This is a genomic window from Actinomarinicola tropica, assembly GCF_009650215.1.
Lineage (GTDB): Bacteria > Actinomycetota > Acidimicrobiia > Acidimicrobiales > SKKL01 > Actinomarinicola > Actinomarinicola tropica.
Genome location: NZ_CP045851.1, coordinates 1023006 through 1045297, shown reverse-complemented (window position 1 = coordinate 1045297; position 22292 = coordinate 1023006). Strand labels below are relative to the sequence as shown.

The following is a 22292-nucleotide window of genomic DNA, read 5'->3' as shown; positions in this document are numbered from 1 at the left end:
CTGTCGCCATGAGCGACTCCCCCACGTCACGATCCACCGAGGGAACCCCGACCGACGCGGCACCCACTGAGGACCCCCGCCCCGACGGCCTGCGCCGGGCGCCGTCGGTCGTGGTCGTCAACACCGGGAACGGCAAGGGCAAGAGCTCGGCCGCGGTCGGCGTCATGGTGCGCGGCGTGGCGCGTGGCTGGAAGGTCGGCGTCGTCCAGTTCCTGAAGTCCGGCGACTGGAAGACGGGCGAGGAGAAGGTGGGGCGCCAGCTCGGCATCGACTGGTGCGCCATCGGCGAGGGCTTCACCTGGGAGTCCGAGAACCTCAGCGAGGACGAGGCCGTGGCGCAGCAGGCCTGGGCCCGCAGCAAGGAGATGATCGACGGGGGCGAGCACCACCTCGTCGTGCTCGACGAGATCACCTACCCGATGAACTGGGGGTGGATCTCGACCGACGAGGTCGTCCGGACGATCGCCGAGCGCCCCGAGCACGTCAACGTGGTGTGCACCGGCCGCGACGCCCCGCAGGCGCTGGTCGACGTCGCCGACACGGTCACCGACATGACCGAGGTGAAGCACGCGTACCAGAAGGGCCTGCGCGCCAAGAAGGGCATCGACTACTGACCGAGGCGTCCGGTCCGGCGACGGTGGCGGCCGTCGACGCCGAGCTGCGCCGCCGCGCCACGCCGGGTCGGGCCGAGATGGAGAAGGCCTACCTCAAGAGCACGCTCGAGCACCTGGGGACGGCGGTCGCCGATGTCCGTGCGGCGATGCGGCCCGTGGTGCGTCGCCCGGACCTCGACCACGACGGGCTCGTCGACCTCGCCCTCGGGCTGTGGGAGCCGCCGATCCACGAACGGCGGCTGGCGGCGGTGGAGCTGCTGCGTGGCCGCGCCGACCTCCTCACCGGCGGCGACCTCCCCCTGCTCGAGGAGCTCGTGCGGGAGGCGCGCACGTGGGCCCTGGTCGACGTGCTGGCCGCGTCGGTCGTCGGGCCGATCGTCGAGCACGACCCTGCCGCGGCGGGCGTGCTCGACCGGTGGGTGACTGACGAGGACGTGTGGGTCCGCCGTGCCGCGCTGCTCGCGCTGCTCGTCCCGCTCCGTGCCGGCCGAGGCGACTGGGAGCGCTTCGCCCGCTACGCCGACGCCATGCTCGACGAGCGCGAGTTCTTCATCCGCAAGGCGAGCGGCTGGGTCCTGCGCGACACCGGCCGGCGGCGCCCCGACCTGGTCCACGCCTGGCTCCTGCCCCGGTCGGCTCGGGCCTCGGGTGTCACCTGGCGCGAGGCGGTGAAGCCGTTGACCGACGAGCAGCGCGCCGAGCTGGAACGCGCGAGGTCAGCAGGCGGCTGACGGGTCGGGCGCCACGCCGATCGGCTCGGTCGTGGTCGTCGTCGGCTCATCGGTGGTCGACGTCGAGGAGCTGGTGGACGTGCCGGCCACCGAGGTGGTCGTCGTCGGGATCGGATCCTCGGCGGGGAACGGCCGGCGGCCGATCGTCGTCAGGTCCTCGCCGGTCTCGAGCACCACCTCGCCCTCGTCGAGGTCCTCGTCGGCCACCAGCTCGGCGCCGCTCGTGAGGTGGCGGCGCAGGAGGTCGGCGTGGCGCTCCGCGCCGGGGGCGTAGCGGATGCGGGTCCGGAGGACCGGCTCGCCGGTGTCGACGTCGCCGACCGAGGTCACCTCGAAGCCGATCGCGTCGAGCGCCGCCGCCACGTCGCCGGCCTGGCCGGCGACCCCGGTGCCGTTCAGGACGGTGACGTCGTCGACTGCGCTCGGGAAGACCGTGCCCGCCGGGACGCCACGGAAGAGATTGAGGATCGGCTGGGCTTCGGACTCCTCGATGCCGAGGACCGCGGCGCCGCCGGAGGTGCGGAAGTCGTAGACGGGCAGCGCGTGGGTGCGCAGCCGGTCGCCGTCGACGTCGCCGAAGCGCCGAGCCAGCTCGAGCATGTCGTCGAGGCCCAGCCGCTGGTCCTTCGTGATGTTGTCGACCGCGACGTCGAGGACCCGGTTCAGGGTGACGGCGTCGGTGAGCCCGAGGCCGCGGACCTGGTCGACGGCGCGGCGGATGAACACCTGCTGGCGGGTGATCCGGCCCAGGTCCCCCGTCGGATCGGTCCGCCACCGGTCACCGTCGTGGTACTCGACGTGGCGGGCCCGGGCGAACGCGAGGGCCATCTCCGGATCGAGCACGTGGCAGCCCGAGCTCCCGACGAGGAGGCCCGAGTGCGTGTCGCGCATCGGCGTGTCGAAGTGCACCGGCACGCCCCCGATGGCGTCGACGAGCCCGGCGAACCCGGCGAAGTCGACCTCGACGTAGTGGTGGATCGGCACGTCGAAGTTCATCTCGATCGTGTCGATGAGCTGCTGCGGTCCCCCGGCGTAGGCGGTGTTGATGCGCTGGCTGCCGCCGGTGCCGGCGATGGGCAGCCACAGGTCGCGGGGCAGCGACAAGATGTCGATCGTCTCGGCCGCGGGGTCGACCCGCACGACGAGGATCGTGTCGGAGCGCTGGCCGGAGCCCTCGGCGTCGTCCCCGGTGAAGCCGTCCTCGTCGAGGCCCGACCCGTCGATCGTGTCGCGAGTGTCGGATCCGACGACGAGGAAGTTCTCGGGCTGCCCCGGCGGCGACTCGCTGAGGGCCACGCCGACGGTCTCCATCCGCTCGAGCTTCTCGAGGCCGAGCGACGCCACCGCGGCACCGCCGGCCGCGGCGACCGTGCCGAGGACCATGACGGCGAGCAGGACCCGCTGCGGCCAGCTCCGGTGGCGTGACGTCGGGGTCGACCGCCGCGCCGCGGCCTCACGCGCCGCTCGCCGCTCACGACGCACCGAGACGTCGGCGGGCGGCAGGAGGTCGGCCGGCGAGGTCCTCTCCGGCTCGTGGGGTCGGGGTGGTTCACTCGCCATGTCGGACGCGAGCCTACCGAACCGCAACAGAACCGTAATGTCGGGGGCCCGCGCCGATCCCGTCCGACCGCCCCTCGTCGCGGGGCCGCGGTTCAGCCAGGGGCGGCGGCGGCCGGCTCGCCCTGGCCCTTGCGGGTGGGCAGTCCGAGGCGGGCCTCGGGTGCGGCCCACTCGGGCCAGCGCTCCCGGCTCTTGATCGACAGCTTGCGCAGCAGGTCGATGGCGCCGGGATCGGAGTCGCCGGGGCGGGCCTCGACGAGGCCGGCGTCGATCATCCGGCTCATGATCTCGCGACCGAGGTCGGTGCGGACGATCGTGAGCGTCCAGTCGTTGTTCTCACCGATGCCACCGGTGGAGATGTCGGCGTGCTCCGCCGCGAAGTCCGGGCAGTGGTTGCAGCCCTCGCGGGTCCAGGCGTGGCACTCCTTGAGCGGGACCTCGTGGTAGCTCCCGTCGCGCATCCAGATCTGGAAGACGCCCTTGATGTTCATCTTCACCATCTCGGACTTCGCGAGGCCGTACTTCGTCCAGAACAGCTCCTCGAAGATCGAGTCGTCGAAGGTCTTCGAGCAGAGCAGACCGATGTTGAACACGAACGGCTTGCCGACCTTGCCGATCTTGCGGTTCCACATCGTCGGCGCCACCGACGACTGGCAGCTCATGCCGACCATCGCGAGCTTCTCGAACCCCCGCTCCTTCGCCTCGTCGTAGGCGAGCGTGTTGGCCGAGTACGTGTAGCGGCTGCCGGCGCCGCGCAGCACCTCGTCGCGGGTGGCGGCCACACCGGGCACGGCCTTCCAGGACGACGTGCCGTCGGCCCCGTCACCCTCGACGAAGGAGGTGAGGGCGGCGTCGATGTAGCCCTGCTCGAGGGCCCAGATGAGGATCGCGGAGACGAGGCCGCCGTCCTGGCCCATCTTGTGGACCATCTCGTCGGTGGCGCGGGTGAGCATGATGTCCTGGTAGATGCCGGACGGCTCGTCGTCGCGACGCACGCGGGCGAACAGGTGCTCGTCGGCCTGGGGCTCCCAGGCCCGGAAGCGGGGGCAGGCCCGCGTGCAGGACGTGCAGCCCTTCTCGCCGTGGATGCAGTTGTCGAGGCCCAGCTCCTCCTCGAGGTGGTAGGGCCGGTAGCCGCCCGCCTCGTGGTCGTAGCCGATCACGTCGTGGGGGCAGGCGATCACGCAGCCCGCGCAGCCCGTGCACAGGCCGGAGGTGATGACCTCGGCGTAGAGCTCCTTCCACTGGTGCGTCCAGCGCTCCGCCTTCGGCTTCGCCGTCGTCGTGCCCCCGGTGCCCTGTGCGTCGGTCATGGCCCGACCCTACCGGCCGCGGCCGATCGCCCAGAATTCCAGCGACCGGTCAGGTGCGGGTGGCGGCGACGCTCCGGATGCAGTCGCGGATGATGGCGACGACCTCGGCCGGGAGCCGGGCGTCGCCCCCACCCAACCGGTTCTCGAGCGACGCGAACCGGTCGAAGGGCACGTCGTCCTCCATCTGGTCGTAGACGCAGGCGCACACGTCGACGACGTCGGCGTCCTGGTCGTCCTCGGCGCATCCGTCGAGCATCGCCGCACGGGTGGCGGCGGAGTAGCCGTCGGGGGCGTCGTCGCCGCACGCGGACAGGCCGACGAGCGCCAGGAGGCTGACGAGGGCGACGGCTCGACGGCGACGGGTGCGCACGGTCACGTGCCGACCGTACCGGGCGGGCCGAGGTCGGCCAGCGCACGGGCTCGCACGAAGACGTCGTCGAGCATCTGCTCTGTGAGCTTGCCGGTGAAGGTGTTCTGCTGGCTCACGTGGTACGAGCCGAGGAGCGTGCGGCCGTCCCCGAGCGGCACCTCGAGCCCGTGGGCGAACCTCGGTCGGGGGCGCACGCCGAGCAGGCCGCACGCCACGCCGTAGCCGAAGGCGCCGAGCACGACGTAGGTGCGGGCCCGGTCGAGGATCTCGAGCTCGCGCTCGATGTAGGGCCGGCAGGTGTCGCGTTCCTCGGGCGTGGGCTTGTTCTGCGGCGGCGCGCACCGCACAGGGGCGGTGATCCAGGCGTCGGTGAGCCGGAGGCCGTCGTCGCGGTGCTCGCTCGTCGGTTGGTTGGCGAAGCCGGTGCGCCACATGGCCCGGTAGAGCCAATCGCCGGAGCGGTCGCCGGTGAACATGCGACCCGTGCGGTTGGCGCCGTGGGCCGCCGGCGCCAGGCCGATGACCACCACGCGGGCATCGGGATCGCCGAAGCCGGGGACCGGTCGGCCCCAGTACTCCTCGTCGCGGAACGCGGCCCGCTTCTCCCGGGCGACGAGCTCCCGCCACTCGACGAGGCGGGGGCAGGCCCGGCAGTCGACGACCTCGCGCTCGACGGCCGCCAGCGCCGCACGACGAGCCGAGGACGAGGTCGATCCCACGCACCGCAGGGTAGGTTGGCCACACCCGTCCGCCGCGCACGGAGACCCATGCCGCCCCGCCGTCGTCGACCACCCACCTCCACCCTGGTGCTGCTCGTGCGGCACGGGCAGACCCCCACGACGGGTGCGGTGCTGCCGGGCCGGACGCCGGGTCTCCACCTCTCGGAGGCGGGTCAGCAGCAGGCCGACCGGGCCGCGGCGCGGATCGCGGCGCTGAAGGGCGTGGCCGCGGTGTACGCCTCGCCGCTGGAGCGGACGCGGGAGACCGCGGCACCGATCGCCCGGGCCACCGGCCTGCGGGTGCGCAGGGACAAGGGGCTCCTCGAGTGCGACTTCGGCGACTGGACGGGCCGTGAGCTGAAGGAGCTGATGAAGCTCCCCGAGTGGCACACCGTGCAGTCGCGCCCGAGCATGTTCCGGTTCCCGCGCGGCGAGTCCTTCGCCGAGATGCAGCTGCGGATCTCGAGCGCCGTGCAGCGCCTGGCCCAGGCGCACCGGGGCGAGACCATCGTGGCCGTCTCCCATGCCGATCCCATCAAGGCCGCCGTCGCCGACGCGGCCGGCGCCCACCTCGACGCCTTCCAGCGGCTCGTCATCTCCCCGTGCTCGATCACCGCGCTGCTCGTCGGCGACGCGGCCACCACCGTCCTCACCGTCAACTCGACCGGCGACGACCTCACCACCCTGGCCCCGTCGTGAACCCCTCGTTCGACTTCCACACCCCCGACCACCTCACGGTCGGCACCGTCGGACCGCAGGGCCGCCGCACCTTCTACCTGCAGGTCGGCGGCGCCGGGCGCGTCGCCTCCTTCAAGCTCGAGAAGCAGCAGGTGGCCGCGCTCGCCGACTACCTCCAGACCGTCCTCGCCGACCTGCCCGAGCCCGACGCGCCGCCGCTGCCGGCCCCCGAGCTCGTCGAACCGGTGGCCCCCGAGTGGACGATCGGCGGCATCGGCATCGCCTACGACGAGAGCAACGACCGGGTGCTGCTGCTCGTCCACGAGGTCGAGGTCGTCGACCTCGACGACGAGGAGGACGAGGACGACGAGCTGGAGCGGGCCCTCGCCGCCGAGCTCGGGCTCGACGAGCCGGACGGGGCCACGGCCCGGATCCAGGCGACCCGCCCGCAGATCGCCGCCCTGGTCGAGCGGGCCCGCGAGCTCGTGGCCGCCGGCCGCCCGCTGTGTCCGTTCTGCGGCCTGCCCGACGGGCCCGACGGGCACATGTGCCCCCGCGCCAACTAGCAGCCTCCTGTGGCCGAGTCCCCCGACGCCCTCCTCCTCGACGGCGAGATCGAGATCGAGGGCCGGATGCCGTGGAGCTCCAACGTCACCCTGCTCGTCCGGCTGCACGGCGCCGAGGGCGGGACGGGTCGGGCGATCTACAAGCCGCACGCCGGCGAGCGCCCTCTCTGGGACTTCCCCGACGGCCTCTACCTGCGGGAGGTGGCGGCCTTCGAGCTGTCCCGGGCCCTCGGCTGGGACCTGGTGCCGGCCACGGTGCTGCGCCGCGACGCCCCGCACGGCCCCGGCTCCCTCCAGCGCTTCGTCGACGCCGAGTTCGACGAGCACTACTTCACCCTGTTCGAGGACGAGGAGCTGCACCCCCAGCTGCGCCGGATCTGCCTGTTCGACCTGCTGGCGAACAACACGGACCGCAAGGGCGGGCACTGCCTGCTCGACGCCGACCGCCACATCTGGGCCATCGACAACGGGCTGTCGTTCCACCGCGAGTTCAAGTTGCGCACGGTGATCTGGGAGTTCGGCGGGGAGCCGATCCCCGACGAGCTGCTCGAGGACGTGCGCCGGCTCCACGACGACGGCGCGCCGCCGGAGCTGGCGCTACTGCTCGACCCCTTCGAGCGCGACGCCCTCGCCGCCCGCGCCGCGGCGGTCCTGGCCGAGCCGTGCTTCCCGGTCGACCCCACCGGGCGCCGGTACCCCTGGCCGCTGGTGTAGACGTCGCCCGCCGCGTGGCGCGGCGGTCGAACGCGACCCCGCCGGATTCGGTTGTCAAGGAGCAGGTGGGGAAGCGACGTCCGGGTGGGTGACGGACGTCAGGCCGCGACAGGTGGTCGGTCGGCGGCCAGGACGGAGCCGTCGGGCGCGAGCCATCGGTAGGTACCGGGTCGACCGTGCAGCTCGTAGCCGTGGTGGGTGCGTTGGTCGTGGTGGAAGAAGCACAGCGGTCTGAGGTTCTCGTAGCTGGTCGGCCCTCCCTGGGCGAAGGGTCTCTCGTGGTCGAGCTCGACGAACCGCTGGCTGTCGCAGTCGGGGACGGCGCACTCGAAGCTGTGGCGCAAGAGCACCGCGAGGCGCAGGTCGTCCTTCATCGACCGGGTGAGCGTGGCGCAGGCGGTGATCTCACGGCCCCGAGTGACCACGGCCTTGACGACCGGATCCCCCTCGGTGAGCAGGCGGGCGACCGTCGACACGGGGACGGGCCCGACCCCGGGGATCGTGCCGCTCTCCTCTGTGCCCACACCGTCGTCGGTGTCGCCGAGCAGGGCGGTGTGGGGAACCGTGACGACGATGGTGTGGCGGATCCCCGACGGCACCGGGGACGAGAGACCGGTGTCGGCGCCGACCGATGCTCGGGCCATGGCCAGAAGCGCGTCGGCCCGGTAGGCGTCGAAGGGCTCGGTGCGGCCCTCGGCGCGCGCCGCCCTGAAGATCTGGTCCTGGAACCGGTCGAGGATCGCGTCGAGCTCGGCGCCGTCGATGACCGGCAATGACGACGACAGCCGCCAGACGCCGTCACGGCCGACCTGGCTCACGCAGGTGCGCTCGGCGGACGCCCGTCGATGCTGCTCGTCGGCACCCTGACCCTCCGCGCAGATCTCCACGCACCGCGCCGTGAGCTTGCGGGGTGATGCGTGGGAGGCGAGGGCCACCAGCTCGGCTTCACGATCGGGATGCACGATGACAGCGGTGGCGATGTCGGCCGCCTGGCCGATCGTCAGCGCCCCTGCACGCATCGCCGCGTCCAGCCGCGGCATCGATGCCAACGCCTGGCCGACCGCGAGACCGTCGCGCGCCCGGGCGCGGGACCCGCCGGTGCGCTGGGCGACGTAGCCCAGCGGGTCGCGAGCTCCGGTGCCACGCCACATGCCGGTGGAATCCACCTGGGTCGACACCAGCGCGACACCGGTGGCAGCGAGACGCTCGATGCGGGCCAGACCGTCCAGCAGCACCGTCGCATCCGCCGGGTCCAGACCGGTCGGGTCCAACGAGCCCACCAGCTCCGCCAGGTTCGCCTCGAGTGCCGCCGCATCGAACATGTGTTCGATGGTAGCCGCACTCTTCGACGCTCGCAACGCCTTTCAGCAACTTTCGGTCTGTACCGCACCTCGGCGCGCCAACCGAGCCCCGCACACGACGAAGGCCCCCGGCCGGAGCCGGGGGCCTTCGCACGTCGTGCTGTGGTGCTGACCGAGCGGCCAGCGAGGTGACGTCAGCCGCGGGCCTGGAGGGCCTCGATCAGCTTCGGCAGGACCTTGTGGACGTCACCGACGATGCCGAGGTCGGCGATGCCGAAGATCGGCGCCTCCGGGTCCTTGTTGATCGCGATGATGTTCTTCGAGCCCTTCATGCCCACCATGTGCTGGGTGGCGCCCGAGATGCCGGCGGCGATGTAGACGCTCGGCTTCACGACCTTGCCGGTCTGGCCCACCTGGTAGCTGTAGGGCACCCAGCCGGCGTCCACGATGGCGCGGGAGGCGCCGGGGGCACCACGCAGGATCTTGGCGAGCTGCTCGATCATCTCGAACTTCTCGGACTCGCCGAGGCCACGGCCACCGGCGACGACGATGCCGGCCTCGTCGAGCTTGGGGCCGGAGGCCTCCTCGACGTGGCGGTTCGTGATGCGGGCGGCACCGGCGGCACCGGTGTCGGGCACCTCGAGCGAGGCGACCTGGGCGGCGCCGCCACCCGTCTCCTCGGCGGCGAAGGACTTCGGCCGCACGAGCACGATGGCCGGGGCCTTGGTGCCCTTGGTCTTCACGTTGGTGGTGCCACCGAAGACGGGCTCGGTGCCGACCAGCGCGTCGCCGTCGAGCTCGACGTCGACGACGTTGGTGATCACCGGCGCGTCGAGGGCGACCGAGAGGCGCCCGGCGACGTCGCGGCCGTCGTAGGTGGTGCCGAGCAGCACGGCGTCGGGGCCGCTGCCGCCCTGGATGGCCGCGGCGACGGCCGCGGCGACCGGGACGCCCTGGAGGGCGCCGCCGAGGTCACCGGTGGCGTGCACCGTGGTGGCGCCGTGGGCGCCCAGCTGGGCGGCGATGGCGTCGGCGTCGGCGCCGCCGTAGAAGCACTCGACCGTGTCGGCGAGCTGGCGGGCCTTGGCGAGGATCTCGAGCGTGATCGTCGCGACCTTGCCGTCGGTGGCCTGGGCGTAGACCCAGATCTTGGAAAGAGCCATGGTCGAAATCCCTCCTAGAGGACCTTGAGCCCGTCGAGGAACTCGACGATCTTCTGATGGGCTTCGCCGTCGTCCTCGATGACCTCACCGGCCTCACGGGCCGGGGCGGGTGCGATGTCGACGATCTCCTGGCCGGCGCCGGCCCAGCCGACGCTGCCGGCGTCGATGCCGAGGTCGGCGAGGGTCTTCTCGGCGACCGGCTTCGACTTGGCGGCCATGATCCCCTTGAACGAGGGGTAGCGGGGCTCGACCACACCGGCGGTCACGGAGACGACGGCCGGGAGCGGGCACTCGACCTCGTCGTAGCCGGCCTCGGTCTGGCGCTGCACCTTCACGGTGCCGTCGGCGATCTCCACCGTCTTGGCGAAGGTGATCGACGGACGGCCGAGGAGGGCGGCGAGCTGCTCGGGCACGGTGCCCGTGTAGCCGTCGCTCGACTCGGTGGCGGCGAGGACGAGGTCGGGGCTCGACTCCTCGATGACCTTGGCGAGGACCTTCGCGGTGCCGAGGGCGTCGGTGCCGTTGAGGGCCGGGTCGCTGACGAGCGTGGCCGAGGCGGCGCCCATGGCGAGAGCGGTCCGCAGGCCGGACGTCTCGCTGTTGGGAGCCATGGAGACGAGGGTGACCTCGCCGCCGCCGGCCTTGTCGACGAGCTGCAGCGCCATCTCGACGCCGTAGCTGTCGGACTCGTCGAGGATGAGCTTGCCATCCCGCTTGAGGGTCTTGGTCTCTGGATCCATCGAGCCCGGGTCGGCCGGGTCCGGGATCTGCTTCACGCAGACGACGACGTTCATGACGAGATGATGCTGTGCCCGGCGGGGTCCGACCAAATCGCACCCGTCGCCGCAGCGGTATCGTCGACCGTCACCGACAACGGCCCCCGACCGCGGAGCCCGCCCTGAAGCTGCTGCTCATCGTCAACTCATCCGCCTCGTCGGTGACCGCCCGCAGCCGGGTCGTGATCCAGAAGGCGCTCGCCGCCGACCACGACGTCGAGATCGCGGAGACGAGCCGGCGCGGCCACGCGGCCCGCCTGGCACGGGGCGCCGCGACCGGTGGCGTCGACGTCGTCGTCGCCCTCGGTGGCGACGGGACGCTGAACGAGGCCGCGAACGGGCTCGTCGGGACCCAGACGGCCCTCGCGCCCCTGCCCGGTGGCAGCACCAACGTGTTCGCCCGCACCATCGGGCTGCCGAACGACCCGATCGAGGCCACCGGGGCCCTCCTCGACAGCCTCGCCGCCGGCAGCATCCGCCGCGTCGGCCTCGGCTCGATCAACGGGCGCTGCTTCCTCTTCCACGTCGGCATCGGGTTCGACGCCGCGGTCGTCGAGCAGGTCGAGCGCCGCGGCTCCCTCAAGCGGTGGGCCGGCCACCCGTTGTTCCTGTACGCCGCGCTCGACACCTGGTGGCGCCACTACGACCGGTCCCGGCCCCGCTTCTCGGTGCACCACGCCGACGGCACCGTCGTCGACGACGCGTACTTCGCCATCTGCATGAACACCGACCCGTACACCTACCTGGGGAACCGACCGATCCACCTGGCGCCGCAGGCCACGCTCGACGCCCGGCTCTCGATGGTCACGCTGCGCACGTTGAAGCTGCGCTCGGTGGCGCGCGCCGGGCTCTCGGGGCTGCTCCGCGGCGACGGGCTCTCGTCGGGCCGCCACCTCGACGTCCGCCACGACCTCGCCGAGGTCGTCGTGCACGGGCACGGACCGGTGCCGTACCAGGTCGACGGCGACTTCCTGGGTTCGCTCGACGAGATGCGGATCCGCCACGAGCCCGACGCGCTGAGCCTCGTCGTCCCCGTCGGGCGCTGAGGCCCGAGGCTCAGGCGGTCCGGCCGGCGCCGCGCGCGAGGACGGCGGCGACGTCGTCGGCCTCGGCGCGCAGCAGCTCGACGTCGTGGTCCTGCAGGCCGGCGCGCTCGACCGCCTCGACGAGCAGGTGCAGCTGGCGCAGGAGGCGGGCACGGACCGACCGGTGCCGGCTCGCGCCGCCCACCCGCTCGATGAGCTCGTAGGCGCCACGGACGACGGGCGGCTGGTCCGAGCCGTACCAGCGGATGTGGTCGAGGACGTCGCTCACCAGGTCGACGACGTCCGGCGCCGGCGCGTGCACGCGGAGGACGCCCCTGTCGTCGAACCGGGCCGGGGACGGGATGTGGCGCTCGGCGAGCAGGGTCAACCCCGAGGACAGGTCGTCGAGGGCGTTCACCGCCGTGAACGGGTCGTTGGTGCTGGGCGACACGGCCCGCACCGCCAGCTCCGTCAGCTGCTGCACGGCGAACTCGATGTCCTGGTACGGGCTCCGCGACCCGCCGATCACGATGGCGTCGACGATCGCCTCCTCGAGCGCTGCGACGCCGTCGACCTCCTCGACCGGCTCGGGGTGCACGTAGGCGAGCACCTGGTCGGCGATGGCGTAGTCGCCGGGACGAACGGCCAGCGCGACGAGGACGTCGTGGCGCCGCGCCGCGTCGAACAGGGCATCGACCCGCACGTACTGCACGTAGCCGGGGGCCCGCGCGCAGACGTGGTGGCTGCGTTCGGGGAGCCGGTCGGGCAGCTCGGCGTCGGCGGGCTCCTCGACGTCGTCGAGGTCGTCGGGGCCGAGGCCGAGCTCCTCGGGGTAGAGCCGCTCGACCGTGTCGTGGAGGTCCCTCCGCACCCGTCCGGCGATGCTCGAGATCTGGATGGAGCTCGAGATGTGGTGGATGAAGTAGATGAGGACGGCGACGTTCAGCACGGCGAGGACGACCGCGAGGTTGACCGCCAGGTGGGGCACGAACACCTCGGCCTCGGGGTCGCCCGGGTCGCCGATCGCTCGCACCGACCGCAGCACGAGCAGGCTGTAGAGGAAGGTGGCGACGTAGACGCCGAGCACGATCTGGTTGCCCCGGTCGGCCATGAAGTTGCGGACGAGGCGGGGCCCGTAGCTGGACGAGGTGAGGGCCAGCACGGCCATCGTGATCGAGAACGTCGTGCCGGCGACGGCGAGGCTCGACGTGGCGATGGCGCCGAGGATGTCGCGGCTGCCGCTCTCCCCCACCCGCAGGAACACCGTGTCGAACCACCCGGGGAAGCCGTCGACCGTGACGCGCTCCTCGACCTCGACGAGGAGCTGGGCCACGAGGAACGACACCAGGCACAGCACGGCCGGGACGAACCAGAAGCGCTCGCGCAGCCGCTGGAGGAGGTTCACGTCGCCGAGCTTCCCAGAGCTCGGCGGGCCAGGTCGGGGACGTTGGTGACGATGCCGTCGACGCCGAGGTCGGCCAGCCGCCGGATCTCGTCGGGGTCGTCGACCGTCCACACGTTGAGGAACATCCCCCGCGCGTGCGCGGCGGCCACGAGGTCGGCATCCACCATCCGGGCGACGGGGTGGAGCCCGGCGTGGCCCCGGGACGCGGCCCGCTCGACGAGCCGGGCCGGCTCGGGGTGGTCGACGACGAGCCAGGCGGTGCGCACGGCCAGTTCGAGCTCGTGCACCCGGTCGATCGTCGCGAGGTCGAACGACGAGACGATCGTGCGCTCGACCACCCCGGCCAGCCGGATGGCGTCGACGACGAGCGGCGCCAGCGCGCAGCTCTCGTCGTGGTCGGGGTCGGTGCGCCAGTTCTTGATCTCGACGTTCACCTCGAGGGGTCCGCAGGCCTCGAGCGCCGCCGCCAGCTGCGGGACCTCGGCGGGCAGGTCGTCGGCGGTGAGCTCGACGACGAGCCGGCCGTCGGGCAGGTGCGGGTCGTGGATCACCGCTCCCCCGCCGTCGGCGGTCCGGCGGACGTCGAGCTCGACGCCGTCGGCGCCCATCTCCACCGCGCCGCGGAAGGCCGCCAGCGTGTTCTCCGGGTGGGCGACCGAGGCCCCCCGGTGTGCGATGACCTTCGTCACATCTGCCCCTCTCTCGGACATTTCCTCGCCCTGACCCTTGTTCGGCCACGATCCGACCGGTACGGTTGCCGGGTCCCTGCTGCGTGTCGACCCCGCCAACGGTCCACGCATGTGAACCAAGTCACGATCGCGTGGAGGTGTCGTGGCCCTCATGACCAGCAGCTCGCTCGTTCTCAACGTGAGCACCGAACCGGTCCAGAACGACGACTGGCGTCGGGTGGCCTCGTGCCGCGACACCGACCCTGACCTGTTCTTCCCGGTCGGCACCACCGGACCGGCGATCGAGCAGATCGAGAGCGCCAAGGCCGTGTGCCGCACCTGCGAGGCGCAGGTCCCGTGCCTCGAGTTCGCGCTCTCGACCAACCAGGACTCGGGCATCTGGGGCGGCACCTCCGAGGAGGAGCGCCGCAAGCTGCGTCGCCAGTGGCTGGCCCGCCGACGGGCACAAGCCGCCTCCTGACCGGCGCCAGCGCCTAGCATCTCCATCGACCGACGGACCGGAGCGCTCCCCCCGCACTCCGCCGTCGTCCCGGCCCCCGCTCCGGCGGGGGCCGGTCCGCGTCCGGGCCCTGGTGCGGCTCACGTCGTGGGCGGCGGGCTGCCGACGCGCACCGCCGGCATCTGGCCGGTCGGTCGGCGCACGGTCTCGTCGTCGCCCGAGAGCCACGGGGCGTCGAGCTGCACGGTGAGCTCGATGACCGTGCCGGGGCGCGCCGTGCCCGGGCGGTGCGCCCGCATGGCGATCGCGCCACCCAGCTCGGTCTCGACGAGCGTGCGGACGATCGTGAGGCCGAGGCCGGACTCGGCGCCGAGGTCGAAGGTGTCGGGCATGCCGATCCCGTCGTCGGCCACCTCCACGCACAGGCGCTGGTCGTCGCGGGAGATGGCGATCTTCACGTGACCGCCGGGCAGCTGCGACTCGGCCGGGTAGGCGTGGTCGACGGCGTTCTGGAGCAGCTCGTTCAGGACCACCGCGAGCGGGGTGGCGACCGTCGCCGGCAGCCGGCCGGCCTCGCCGTCCACCCGGAAGTAGACCGGGCACTCCGGCGACACCATCGACTCCTCGGCCATGCGGACGATCGGTCGCAGGATGTCACCGAACGGCACGTCGTCCTCGGCGTTGCGGGACAGCGACTCGTGGACGATGGCGATCGAGCGGATGCGGCGGACCGACTCCTCGATCGCCGAGCGGGCTTCCGGGATCGCCAGGCGACGGCCCTGGAGCCGCAGGAGCGAGCCGATCGTCTGGAGGTTGTTCTTCACCCGGTGGTGGATCTCGCGGATGGTGGCGTCCTTGGACAGCAGCAGCCGGTCCCGTCGGCGCAGGTCGGAGATGTCCCGGCAGATGAGCACGGCGCCGCTCACGTCGGTGGCGTCGAGCAGCGGGAGGCACCGGAAGACGACGGTGGTGTCGATGCCCCGCTCGATCTCCCGGGTGACCGGCACCCGGGACTGGTAGGCGGGCTTGATGATCCGGTCGTCGAAGCCGTAGTCGGTGAGCTTCATGCCCTCGGTGTTGCCGTGGATGCCGATCCGGTGCAGGGCCGAGATGGCGTTGGGCGAGCTGAACACCACCCGGGCGCTGCGGTCGAGGAGGATGACGCCGTCACCGACGCGGGGCGGCTCCTCTGCGTCGGCGTCCTCCCCTGCGTAGGGGTAGTCGCCGTGGGCGATCATCCGGGCCAGCCGGTGGAAGATCTCGACGTAGGTGCGCTCGAGCTCGCCGGGCTGGCGGCCGACGAGCGGAGCCGACTCGCGCGTCATGATCCCGACGACCTCGCCGTTGCACCGCACGGGGATGCACTGCACCCGCACCCGCTCGTGGATGGCGGCGACCGTGATCTCGCCCTCGATGATCTCGCCGTGCTGGAAGGCGCGGGCGACGAGCGGGCGTTCGGCGGCCTGGATGATCTGGCCCACCAGGTCGTCGCGGTACAGCGTCTGGCTGGTGGTCGGCCGGATGTGGCCGAGCACGACGAAGGGCGACGCGGCGTCCGTCGCGGGGCCGCCGTCCGCACCGTCGCCACCGTCGGAGGGGCTCCCGGGCACGCGGTCGGCGACCGCGAACAGGAGGAGGTCGGCGAAGCAGAAGTCGGCGAGCAGCCCCCACGCCGTCACCAGCCGCTGCAGGTGGTCGATCGCTTCCTGCGGGAGGGCGGTGCGCTCACGACTGATCTCGGCGATGGAGGCCATGGCCGGATGCTACGTGGGGATCAGGCCTCCGAGACGGTGGCCGAGCGCGGGGTCTCCCACTTGTGCCAGCACGTCGGGCAGTGCTGGTACATGACCTCGAGCCGGACGTCGATGCGGTCGAGGTAGCCGTAGTCGCCGCACTCCGGGCACCGGGTGGGGAAGCCCCAGACGGCCGCGGGCGGTGACGAGGTGAGGTCGATCACCGGCTCGTCGCGCAGGTCGAGCGTGGTGTCCCGCCTCTTCTTGCGGTTGAAGATGCCCATCTGCCCCTCCCGGGTCGTGACGGGAGCATCATATCGCCACTCTGCGTGGCGAACAGAGCAGAAGGTCCTAGCCGGTGGCGGGCCAGAGGGCGTGGCCGACGCGCAGGAGCCCGCCGAGGTCGGCGACGTCCTCGTCGAGGTGGGGCACGGCGCCGACCACGCCGGCGCGGCGCGCCAGCGCGCCCCGCTGCTCCGCCTCGCGCTGGGCGACCACCGCGAAGTTGGCGAAGGAGTCGCCGACCTCTCGCAGGACCCGCCCGAGGGTGCGGGCGTCGTCGGGATCGTCGGCGATGCGCTCGGCCACGTCGGTCGACGAGGTGGACAGGACGCGGGCGAGCTCGCTGCCCGCCGGGTCGAGGAGGGCGTTCGGGAGCACCTTGTTGAGCACGACGGCGCCGAGGAGGAGGTCCCTGGCCTCGAGCTCGTCGATGAAGAAGGAGGCCTCCCGCGACGGGCCGGGCTCGAGGGTGCTCACCACGACGAACGCCGTGCGGGGGTCCCGCAGGAGGCGGGTGACGGCCTCGGCCCGGGCGACGAACCCGTCGTACATCGACTGGAAGAGGATGAAGAACTCGGCGATGTCCTCGAGGAACTGCGAGCCGAGGATCCGGTCGGCCACCGTGTAGAACGGCTTCGACGCCGCGGAGACCACCCGGGAGCGCGAGGGCGCGATCAGCCACCGCAGGAGGCGGCTGGAGAAGAAGTCCGCCATCCGCTCCGGGGCCTCGAGGAAGTCGATGGCGTTGCGGGTCGGCGGTGTGTCGACCACGACGAGGTCGTACCGGCCCGACGAGTGGATCTCGTGGAGCCGCTCCATCGCGATGTAGTCGTGGCTCTGGACGAACTTGCCGGTGATGTTGCGGTAGAGCGGGTTGTCGAGGATGGCGTCGCGGGTGGCGTCGTCGGGTGCGTGGAGGCGGACGAGGTCGTCCCACGACGCCTTGGTGTCGAGCATCGCCGCCCACAGCTCGCCCCGAGGCCGGGTCCCGGCCGCGGCCCACGCCGCGTCGGGGATGCGGACCTCCTGGTTGCCGAACGCCTCGAGGCCGAGGGCGGTGGCGAGGCGGCGAGCGGGATCGATGGTGAGCACCAACACGCGGCCGCCCTGCTCGGCGGCGGCCATGGCTGCGAGCGCCCCGGCGGTGGTCGTCTTGCCGACGCCGCCCGAGCCGCAGGTGATGACGATCTCCCGTGCCGCGAGCACCCCGGCGAGGCCGGCGTCGGTCGATGCCATCAGAAGCCGATCTCGTCGGAGAGGGCGGACGCGATCTGGGCGGTGGCGCGGGCGCCGTGGGCCCGAGCGAACAGCTCGGGCACGAAGAGCAGCGGCGTCGCGGCGTCGAGCCCCTCCCTCAGGGTCGTGAGGTGGTCGGCCTTGGCCCGGCGCAGCGTGACGGCGAGCTCGGCGGCGTCGAGCGCCGCCGTGGCCACCGCCGCATCGACGTGACCGGAGCGACCGTCGACGTCGCGCACGGCGGCGACGAGCGCGCCGATGCCCTCGTCGGTGCGGAGCTGCTCGAACCGCTCCTCCTCGCGCCGTCCGAACAGCTCGGGGAGCACCCGGTTGGCGACGACCGCGGCCAGCGCGACCTGCGTCTCGGCGCCGAGGCGCTCGACGAGCTCGAGCGTCTCGACGACCGGCATCTCCTCCGGCGTGGTCACCACCACGACGCCGGTGCGCGCCGGGTCGTGGAGGATGTCCTGCATCCAGCCGGTCTGGTCCCGTACGAGGCCGACCTTGACGAGCTCGTTGATCGCCTCGGGCGCGCCGAGCTGGGCCACGACGTGGCCGCTGGCCGTGGCGTCGACGACGACCAGGTCGTAGTGGTCCTCACGGACCTCGTAGGCCACCTTGCCGACGGTGAGGATCTCCCTGACCCCCGGGGCGGCGTTGGCGACGAAGTCGAAGCTGCGGGCCAGGGGACCGATCTTGGCGATCAGCGGGATGCGCAGCTGGAGCTTGAGGTACTCCCGCAGCGACTCCTCGGTGGTGAGGGTCATCACCTCGAGGTTCGGCTGGACGCGCCGGGGCGCGAACCCCGTGGGTGCGGTCTCGAAGAAGCGGGCGAGGTCGCCCTTGGCGTCGACCTCGCACACGAGCGTGCGGCGGCCGTGCTCGGCGGCGAGCGAGGCCAGAGCCGCGCTCACCGCCGTCTTGCCGACGCCGCCCTTGCCGGTGACGAAGAGCAGGCGCCGGTCGAGGAGGTCGAGGGCCATCGTGCGCTCGCCGGGGCCTCGACCGGGCGGCCGTCGCTAGGCGCCGAAGCCGATGCGGCGGGAGTCCGACGGGCTCCCGATCTCGACGTAGGCGACCTTGGACGACGGCACCGCGACCCGCCGCCCACGGCGGTCGGTCAGCCAGAGGACGCGGTCGTCGCTGGAGAGCGCCTCGTCGATGGTCTTCTGCAGCGCCTCCGGATCGGTGTCCTCGGGCAGTTCGACTTCGACTTCGCGGGCCTGGGTGACCCCGATGCGGACGTCCACGCTTCCTCCTGTCGACGGAACCCCGTCATCGTAGGGCGCCCCAGGCCAGGATCGGTCCGGTCAGAGCGATGAGGCGACCGCCTGGAGCTGCGCCATGGCGACGGGTGCGTGCGCCTCCATGCCCGACTCGGCCATGCCGTCGCGGTCCTCGACGCTCTGGAACACCGCGTGCTGGGTCACGCGGGTGCCGCCCTCGACGGCCTCGAACGTGTGGGTCTCGAGGCAGACGTGGCCCGGCATCCCCTCGAACTCGAAGGTGAAGATCAGGCGCTCCTGCGGCACGACCTCGTGGTAGACGCCGCGGAACCCGTACTCGCCGCCCTCGGGGTCGATGTGGACGACCCGCCAGGAGCCGCCGCTCGTCGGCTCCCAGGTCTCGACCCGCGACGTCAGCTCGGCCGGACCCCACCACTGCACGAAGAGGTCGGGCTCGACGTGGGCGCGCCAGACGTTCTCGATCGGGGCGGCGATCACGGCCGTCGTCGTGGCCGCGTGGCTGCCGGGCTCGGCGACGAAGGTGGTCTCGGGGGCGCTGAGGTCGGTCGCGGCCATGGGATCTCCTCCTGCGGGGATCGGTGTGGTGTGTGCGCAGGAGGAGACGAGCCGCCGGGCGCGCACTCATCGCGCCCGGACGACCGGGACCTCAGATGATCTTCAGCTCGGGGTGGTGGCGGCGGGTCGGGGCGAGCGACACGTCGATCGTCTCGGCCATGGCGGCGAAGACCTGGGCCGCCTCGCTGTCGGGGTCGACGGCGACGATGGGGCGGCCGGCGTCGGAGCCCTCGCGCAGCTCGGGCACCAGCGGCACCTGGCCGATGAGCGGCACGCCGAGGCGCGTTGCGAGCTCGGCGCCGCCGCCGGCGCCGAAGAGCTCGTAGCGGGTGCCGTCGTCGCCGGTGAACCACGACATGTTCTCGATGACGCCCTTGACGTCGAGCTGCACGCGCTGGGACATGAACGCCGCCCGCTGGGCGACCCGCTGCGCCGCGGGCTGCGGCGTGGTGACGACGTAGACCTCGCCGCGAGGGAGGAACTGGGCGAGCGACAGGGAGATGTCGCCGGTGCCGGGCGGCAGGTCGACGACGAGGAAGTCGGGCTCGTCCCAGAAGACGTCGGTGAGGAACTGCTCGAGCGCCTTGTGGAGCATCGGCCCCCGCCAGATGACCGGCTGGTCCTCCTCGGCGAAGAAGCCCATCGAGATGCAGCGCACGCCGTGCACCTCCGGCGGGACGAGCATCGAGTCGATGACCGTCGGCGGGTGGTCGACGCCGAGCATCCGCGGGATCGAGAAGCCCCACACGTCGGCGTCGACGACGGCGACCTTGTGACCCCGGTTCGCGAGGGCGATCGACAGGTTGGCGGTGACCGACGACTTGCCGACGCCGCCCTTGCCCGACGCGATCATGAGGGCGCGGGTGCGTGAGCCGGCGTCGGCGAAGGGGACCCGGCGGCCCTCGGCGTGGCCGTGACCCTGCTGGGAGCCGGCCGACGCCGCGGGGTTGCCGTGGAGGGACTGGCGGATGCGGGCCCGGTCCTCGTCGGACATGACGGCGAAGTCGATGCTGACGTGGTCGACGCCGTCGAGCGCCTCGAGCGCGCCGGTGACGCGCTCGTCGATCACGTGGCGCAGCGGGTGGCGCTCGGTGGTGAGGGCGATCTCGACGACGACCCGGGAGCCCTCGACGCCCACCGATCGCACCATGTCGAGGTCGACGACCGAGCGGCGGAGCTCGGGGTCCTCGACGGGGCGAAGGGCCTCGATGATCTGGGTCTCGGTGACGGCCATGCCGGAAGCGCTCCTCGGATTTCTCCTATGCGGATAGGTAGAATACCGGCGTGTCCGGGGAACCTCTCAACCCGACCGACTTCGCGTCGGCCGTCACCGCCATCACCTCGGCGTTCGGCGACCCCACCCGGCGCGCCATCTACCTGTTCGCCCACGAGGTCGACGGAGGCGTCACCGCCTCGGCGGTGGCCGAGCGGTTCGAGCTCCACCCCAACGTGGCCCGGCACCACCTCGACAAGCTGTCCGCGGGCGGGTACCTCGAGGTCCAGGTCGTGCGGGCGGAGGGGCGCAGCGCCGGCCGCCCGTCCAAGCACTACCGGGCGGTCACCCCGACGATCAGCCTCGACATCGCCGTCCGCCACGACGACATCCTCGTGTCGCTCCTCGGCAAGGCCCTCTCCCGCCTCGACCCGGCCGACGCCGCCGAGCTCGCCGAGGAGGTCGGCACCGAGTACGGGCGGCGCATGGCCGCGGCGATGGGCGACACCGGCGAGGGCCAGCGGTCGTTCCGCGCGGCGCTGCACGCGGTGGCCGACGCCCTGTCGGCGCACGGCTTCGCCGCCCACGCCGAGCAGGACGGCGACCAGCTGCGCATCGTGTCCGCGCACTGCCCGTTCGGCGACAGTGCCATCGAGCACCCGGTGATCTGCGCCGTCGACCGGGGCATGGTCAAGGGGATGCTCGAGGCGCTCTACGGGCGCACCGACCCCGAGATCGAGACCTCGGTGGCCCTCGGCGCCGACCAGTGCGTCACCGCCGTCGAGGCGTGAGCCGCCGCCACTACCTCGACCACGCCTCCACGTCGCCGCTGCGTCCCGAGGCCCGCGATGCGGTCGTCGCCGTCCTCGACGCCGGCGTGGGCGATCCCGCCCGGATCCACGAGGAGGGCATGGCGGCACGGGTCCTGGTCGAGGAGGCACGGGAGCAGGTCGCCGCGCTCGTGGGCGCCCGTTCCCGCGAAGTGGTCTTCACCAGCGGCGCGACCGAATCGATCGCTACCGCCGTCTGGGGCGCATCCCGGCAGGGCGGCTCCCACCAGGTGGTGCCGGCGGTCGAGCACTCGGCGGTGCGGGAGCAGGCGGCGCGGGCCGGCGAGGTCACCGTCGTGGGCGTCGACCGACTCGGGCGCGTCGACCCCGACGAGGTGATCGCCGCCATCCGCCCGGGTGAGACCTCGCTCGTGCACGTCCAGTGGGGTAACCACGAGGTCGGCACCCGCCAACCCGTCGCCGAGGTGGTCACCGCCTGCCGCGAGCGGGGGGTGCTGGTGCACGTCGACGCCGCGCAGGGCGTCGGGCACGACCCTGTGGCGTTCGACGAGCTCGGCGCCGACCTCATGTCGGTGTCGGCCCACAAGTTCGGCGGGCCCGCCGGCGTCGGCGCCCTGCTCGTGCGACGCGGGCTGCGGCTCGATCCGCTGCTGCTCGGCGGCGACCAGGAGCGGGCCCGCCGGGCCGGCCACGAGAGCACGGCGGCCGTCGTCGGGTTCGGCGCCGCCGCATCGGCGCTGCTCCGCGACGACCTGCTCGGCGTCGAATCGACGTCGAATCGACGCCAAGTGGGCGCGATCGTCGCCGCGGCGGAGGCGATGGACGGCATCGAGGTCTACGGCGACCCGGTCGACCGGCTGCCCCACATCGTCTGCCTCGGGGTCCACGGCGTCGAGCCCCAGCCCGTTCTCATCGGGCTCGACCGGGCCGGCATCGCCGTCCACTCCGGCAGCTCGTGCGCGTCCGAGGACCTGCTCCCCTCCCCCGTCCTCGAGGCCATGGGCGTCGACGCCCAGCGCTCGCTGCGCGTCTCGGTCGGGTGGTCGACCACCGACGACGACGTCGACGCGCTGCTCGACGCCCTGCCCCGCGTCGTCGCCGACCTGCGCCGCCTCGCCAGCGGCTGAGGCACCGCCGAAACCGCCTGACCCCCGCCCGGCTCCGTCCCTACC

25 protein-coding genes are annotated in these 22292 nt (G+C 72.6%); 9 read left to right on the top strand and 16 right to left on the bottom strand.

The genetic code is table 11. The features are described from left to right. Positions 1–8: 8 nt before the first annotated feature. Both cobO and GH723_RS05265 read left to right on the top strand, forming a co-directional pair. On the top strand, positions 9–614 hold the full coding sequence (gene cobO, locus GH723_RS05270) for a cob(I)yrinic acid a,c-diamide adenosyltransferase (protein WP_153758669.1): 606 nt from the start codon (positions 9–11) through the stop codon (positions 612–614). Between the two features lie 23 nt (positions 615–637). Next, the gene (locus GH723_RS05265; RefSeq protein WP_229023083.1) at positions 638–1345 is read left to right on the top strand and encodes a DNA alkylation repair protein; all 708 of its coding nucleotides are present in this window, start codon (positions 638–640) and stop codon (positions 1343–1345) included. Here the strand turns inward: GH723_RS05265 and GH723_RS05260 are convergent. From GH723_RS05260 to GH723_RS05245, 4 genes are all read right to left on the bottom strand, one after another. After that, a complete protein-coding gene (locus tag GH723_RS05260) occupies positions 1331–2905 on the bottom strand; it encodes an LCP family protein (RefSeq protein WP_153758668.1) in 1575 nt (524 codons plus the stop codon). The two genes, GH723_RS05265 and GH723_RS05260, sit on opposite strands and share 15 nt — an antisense overlap. A 92-nt stretch (positions 2906–2997) precedes the next feature. Beyond that, positions 2998–4218 carry a Coenzyme F420 hydrogenase/dehydrogenase, beta subunit C-terminal domain gene (locus GH723_RS05255; protein ID WP_153758667.1) on the bottom strand — a complete coding sequence of 407 codons (1221 nt, stop codon included), beginning with the start codon at positions 4216–4218 and terminating at the stop codon, positions 2998–3000. A gap of 49 nt (positions 4219–4267) precedes the next feature. Next, positions 4268–4594: a hypothetical protein gene (locus GH723_RS05250; RefSeq protein WP_153758666.1), complete on the bottom strand. Its 327-nt coding sequence runs from the start codon at positions 4592–4594 to the stop codon at positions 4268–4270. Next, the gene (locus tag GH723_RS05245; protein WP_195210627.1) at positions 4591–5316 is read right to left on the bottom strand and encodes a uracil-DNA glycosylase; all 726 of its coding nucleotides are present in this window, start codon (positions 5314–5316) and stop codon (positions 4591–4593) included. The genes GH723_RS05250 and GH723_RS05245 overlap by 4 nt, the downstream gene beginning before the upstream one ends. Positions 5317–5355: 39 nt before the next feature. On the opposite strand from GH723_RS05245, the gene GH723_RS05240 reads away from it, so the two are divergent. The 3 genes from GH723_RS05240 to GH723_RS05230 are packed head-to-tail and all read left to right on the top strand — an operon-like array spanning position 5356 to position 7265. Continuing rightward, positions 5356–6006 (top strand): MSMEG_4193 family putative phosphomutase, encoded by a 651-nt coding sequence (locus tag GH723_RS05240; RefSeq protein WP_153758664.1) that lies wholly within the window; start codon positions 5356–5358, stop codon positions 6004–6006. Then, positions 6003–6551, top strand: a complete 549-nt coding sequence (locus GH723_RS05235) for a DUF3090 family protein (protein ID WP_195210549.1) — start codon at positions 6003–6005, stop codon at positions 6549–6551. The genes GH723_RS05240 and GH723_RS05235 overlap by 4 nt, the downstream gene beginning before the upstream one ends. A 9-nt stretch (positions 6552–6560) precedes the next feature. Next, complete coding sequence (locus GH723_RS05230) at positions 6561–7265, top strand: SCO1664 family protein (protein ID WP_229023080.1); 705 nt, start codon at positions 6561–6563, stop codon at positions 7263–7265. Positions 7266–7363: 98 nt separating this feature from the next. On the opposite strand, the gene GH723_RS05225 is transcribed toward GH723_RS05230, so the two are convergent. The 3 genes from GH723_RS05225 to GH723_RS05215 form a co-directional block, all read right to left on the bottom strand. Further along, entirely contained in the window at positions 7364–8587 is a 1224-nt protein-coding gene (locus tag GH723_RS05225; RefSeq protein WP_153758662.1) for an HNH endonuclease signature motif containing protein, read from the bottom strand. Between the two features lie 173 nt (positions 8588–8760). Further along, entirely contained in the window at positions 8761–9729 is a 969-nt protein-coding gene (locus GH723_RS05220; RefSeq protein ID WP_153758661.1) for an electron transfer flavoprotein subunit alpha/FixB family protein, read from the bottom strand. Between the two features lie 14 nt (positions 9730–9743). Next, the gene (locus GH723_RS05215; RefSeq protein WP_153758660.1) at positions 9744–10523 is read right to left on the bottom strand and encodes an electron transfer flavoprotein subunit beta/FixA family protein; all 780 of its coding nucleotides are present in this window, start codon (positions 10521–10523) and stop codon (positions 9744–9746) included. Positions 10524–10537: 14 nt separating this feature from the next. On the opposite strand from GH723_RS05215, the gene GH723_RS05210 reads away from it, so the two are divergent. Next, positions 10538–11551, top strand: coding sequence for a diacylglycerol/lipid kinase family protein (locus GH723_RS05210; RefSeq protein ID WP_153758659.1), 1014 nt, complete (start codon positions 10538–10540; stop codon positions 11549–11551). A 10-nt stretch (positions 11552–11561) separates the two neighbouring features. On the opposite strand, the gene GH723_RS05205 is transcribed toward GH723_RS05210, so the two are convergent. Both GH723_RS05205 and GH723_RS05200 read right to left on the bottom strand, forming a co-directional pair. After that, positions 11562–12935 (bottom strand): DUF2254 domain-containing protein, encoded by a 1374-nt coding sequence (locus GH723_RS05205; RefSeq protein WP_195210547.1) that lies wholly within the window; start codon positions 12933–12935, stop codon positions 11562–11564. Next, complete coding sequence (locus tag GH723_RS05200; protein ID WP_195210546.1) at positions 12932–13624, bottom strand: glycerophosphodiester phosphodiesterase; 693 nt, start codon at positions 13622–13624, stop codon at positions 12932–12934. The genes GH723_RS05205 and GH723_RS05200 overlap by 4 nt, the downstream gene beginning before the upstream one ends. Positions 13625–13775: 151 nt before the next feature. Here GH723_RS05200 and GH723_RS05195 point away from each other — a divergent pair, with 151 nt between their 5' ends. Next, on the top strand, positions 13776–14084 hold the full coding sequence (locus GH723_RS05195) for a WhiB family transcriptional regulator (protein ID WP_153758656.1): 309 nt from the start codon (positions 13776–13778) through the stop codon (positions 14082–14084). Positions 14085–14203: 119 nt separating this feature from the next. Here the strand turns inward: GH723_RS05195 and GH723_RS05190 are convergent, their stop codons facing one another. From GH723_RS05190 to GH723_RS05160, 7 genes are all read right to left on the bottom strand, one after another. Next, positions 14204–15817, bottom strand: a complete 1614-nt coding sequence (locus GH723_RS05190) for a sensor histidine kinase (RefSeq protein ID WP_153758655.1) — start codon at positions 15815–15817, stop codon at positions 14204–14206. Positions 15818–15837: 20 nt separating this feature from the next. After that, positions 15838–16080, bottom strand: a complete 243-nt coding sequence (locus tag GH723_RS05185) for a hypothetical protein (protein WP_153758654.1) — start codon at positions 16078–16080, stop codon at positions 15838–15840. 67 nt (positions 16081–16147) lie between these two features. After that, the gene (locus GH723_RS05180; RefSeq protein WP_153758653.1) at positions 16148–17314 is read right to left on the bottom strand and encodes an ArsA family ATPase; all 1167 of its coding nucleotides are present in this window, start codon (positions 17312–17314) and stop codon (positions 16148–16150) included. Next, complete coding sequence (locus tag GH723_RS05175; protein ID WP_153758652.1) at positions 17314–18297, bottom strand: ArsA family ATPase; 984 nt, start codon at positions 18295–18297, stop codon at positions 17314–17316. The genes GH723_RS05180 and GH723_RS05175 overlap by 1 nt, the downstream gene beginning before the upstream one ends. Positions 18298–18333: 36 nt before the next feature. Further along, positions 18334–18564 carry a DUF3107 domain-containing protein gene (locus GH723_RS05170; protein WP_153758651.1) on the bottom strand — a complete coding sequence of 77 codons (231 nt, stop codon included), beginning with the start codon at positions 18562–18564 and terminating at the stop codon, positions 18334–18336. A 60-nt stretch (positions 18565–18624) separates the two neighbouring features. Then, a complete protein-coding gene (locus GH723_RS05165) occupies positions 18625–19116 on the bottom strand; it encodes an SRPBCC family protein (RefSeq protein ID WP_153758650.1) in 492 nt (163 codons plus the stop codon). A 91-nt stretch (positions 19117–19207) separates the two neighbouring features. Continuing rightward, positions 19208–20350 carry an Mrp/NBP35 family ATP-binding protein gene (locus tag GH723_RS05160; RefSeq protein WP_153758649.1) on the bottom strand — a complete coding sequence of 381 codons (1143 nt, stop codon included), beginning with the start codon at positions 20348–20350 and terminating at the stop codon, positions 19208–19210. A gap of 50 nt (positions 20351–20400) precedes the next feature. Between GH723_RS05160 and GH723_RS05155 the strand changes: the two genes are divergently transcribed. Then, on the top strand, positions 20401–21120 hold the full coding sequence (locus GH723_RS05155; protein ID WP_153758648.1) for a helix-turn-helix transcriptional regulator: 720 nt from the start codon (positions 20401–20403) through the stop codon (positions 21118–21120). Continuing rightward, the gene (locus GH723_RS05150) at positions 21117–22247 is read left to right on the top strand and encodes a cysteine desulfurase family protein (protein WP_153758647.1); all 1131 of its coding nucleotides are present in this window, start codon (positions 21117–21119) and stop codon (positions 22245–22247) included. Before GH723_RS05155 ends, GH723_RS05150 begins: the two co-directional genes overlap by 4 nt. Positions 22248–22292 lie beyond the last annotated feature (45 nt).

Bases quoted from the DNA above. Each gene is read 5' to 3' on its own strand.
- cobO (WP_153758669.1), top strand. From the start codon at position 9: ATGAGCGACTCCCCCACGTCACGATCCACCGAGGGAACCCCGACCGAC.
- GH723_RS05260 (WP_153758668.1), bottom strand. From the start codon at position 2,905: ATGGCGAGTGAACCACCCCGACCCCACGAGCCGGAGAGGACCTCGCCG.
- GH723_RS05255 (WP_153758667.1), bottom strand. From the start codon at position 4,218: ATGACCGACGCACAGGGCACCGGGGGCACGACGACGGCGAAGCCGAAG.
- GH723_RS05240 (WP_153758664.1), top strand. From the start codon at position 5,356: ATGCCGCCCCGCCGTCGTCGACCACCCACCTCCACCCTGGTGCTGCTC.
- GH723_RS05225 (WP_153758662.1), bottom strand. From the start codon at position 8,587: ATGTTCGATGCGGCGGCACTCGAGGCGAACCTGGCGGAGCTGGTGGGC.
- GH723_RS05220 (WP_153758661.1), bottom strand. From the start codon at position 9,729: ATGGCTCTTTCCAAGATCTGGGTCTACGCCCAGGCCACCGACGGCAAG.
- GH723_RS05215 (WP_153758660.1), bottom strand. From the start codon at position 10,523: ATGAACGTCGTCGTCTGCGTGAAGCAGATCCCGGACCCGGCCGACCCG.
- GH723_RS05195 (WP_153758656.1), top strand. From the start codon at position 13,776: ATGACCAGCAGCTCGCTCGTTCTCAACGTGAGCACCGAACCGGTCCAG.
- GH723_RS05190 (WP_153758655.1), bottom strand. From the start codon at position 15,817: ATGGCCTCCATCGCCGAGATCAGTCGTGAGCGCACCGCCCTCCCGCAG.
- GH723_RS05185 (WP_153758654.1), bottom strand. From the start codon at position 16,080: ATGGGCATCTTCAACCGCAAGAAGAGGCGGGACACCACGCTCGACCTG.
- GH723_RS05180 (WP_153758653.1), bottom strand. From the start codon at position 17,314: ATGGCATCGACCGACGCCGGCCTCGCCGGGGTGCTCGCGGCACGGGAG.
- GH723_RS05175 (WP_153758652.1), bottom strand. From the start codon at position 18,297: ATGGCCCTCGACCTCCTCGACCGGCGCCTGCTCTTCGTCACCGGCAAG.
- GH723_RS05165 (WP_153758650.1), bottom strand. From the start codon at position 19,116: ATGGCCGCGACCGACCTCAGCGCCCCCGAGACCACCTTCGTCGCCGAG.
- GH723_RS05160 (WP_153758649.1), bottom strand. From the start codon at position 20,350: ATGGCCGTCACCGAGACCCAGATCATCGAGGCCCTTCGCCCCGTCGAG.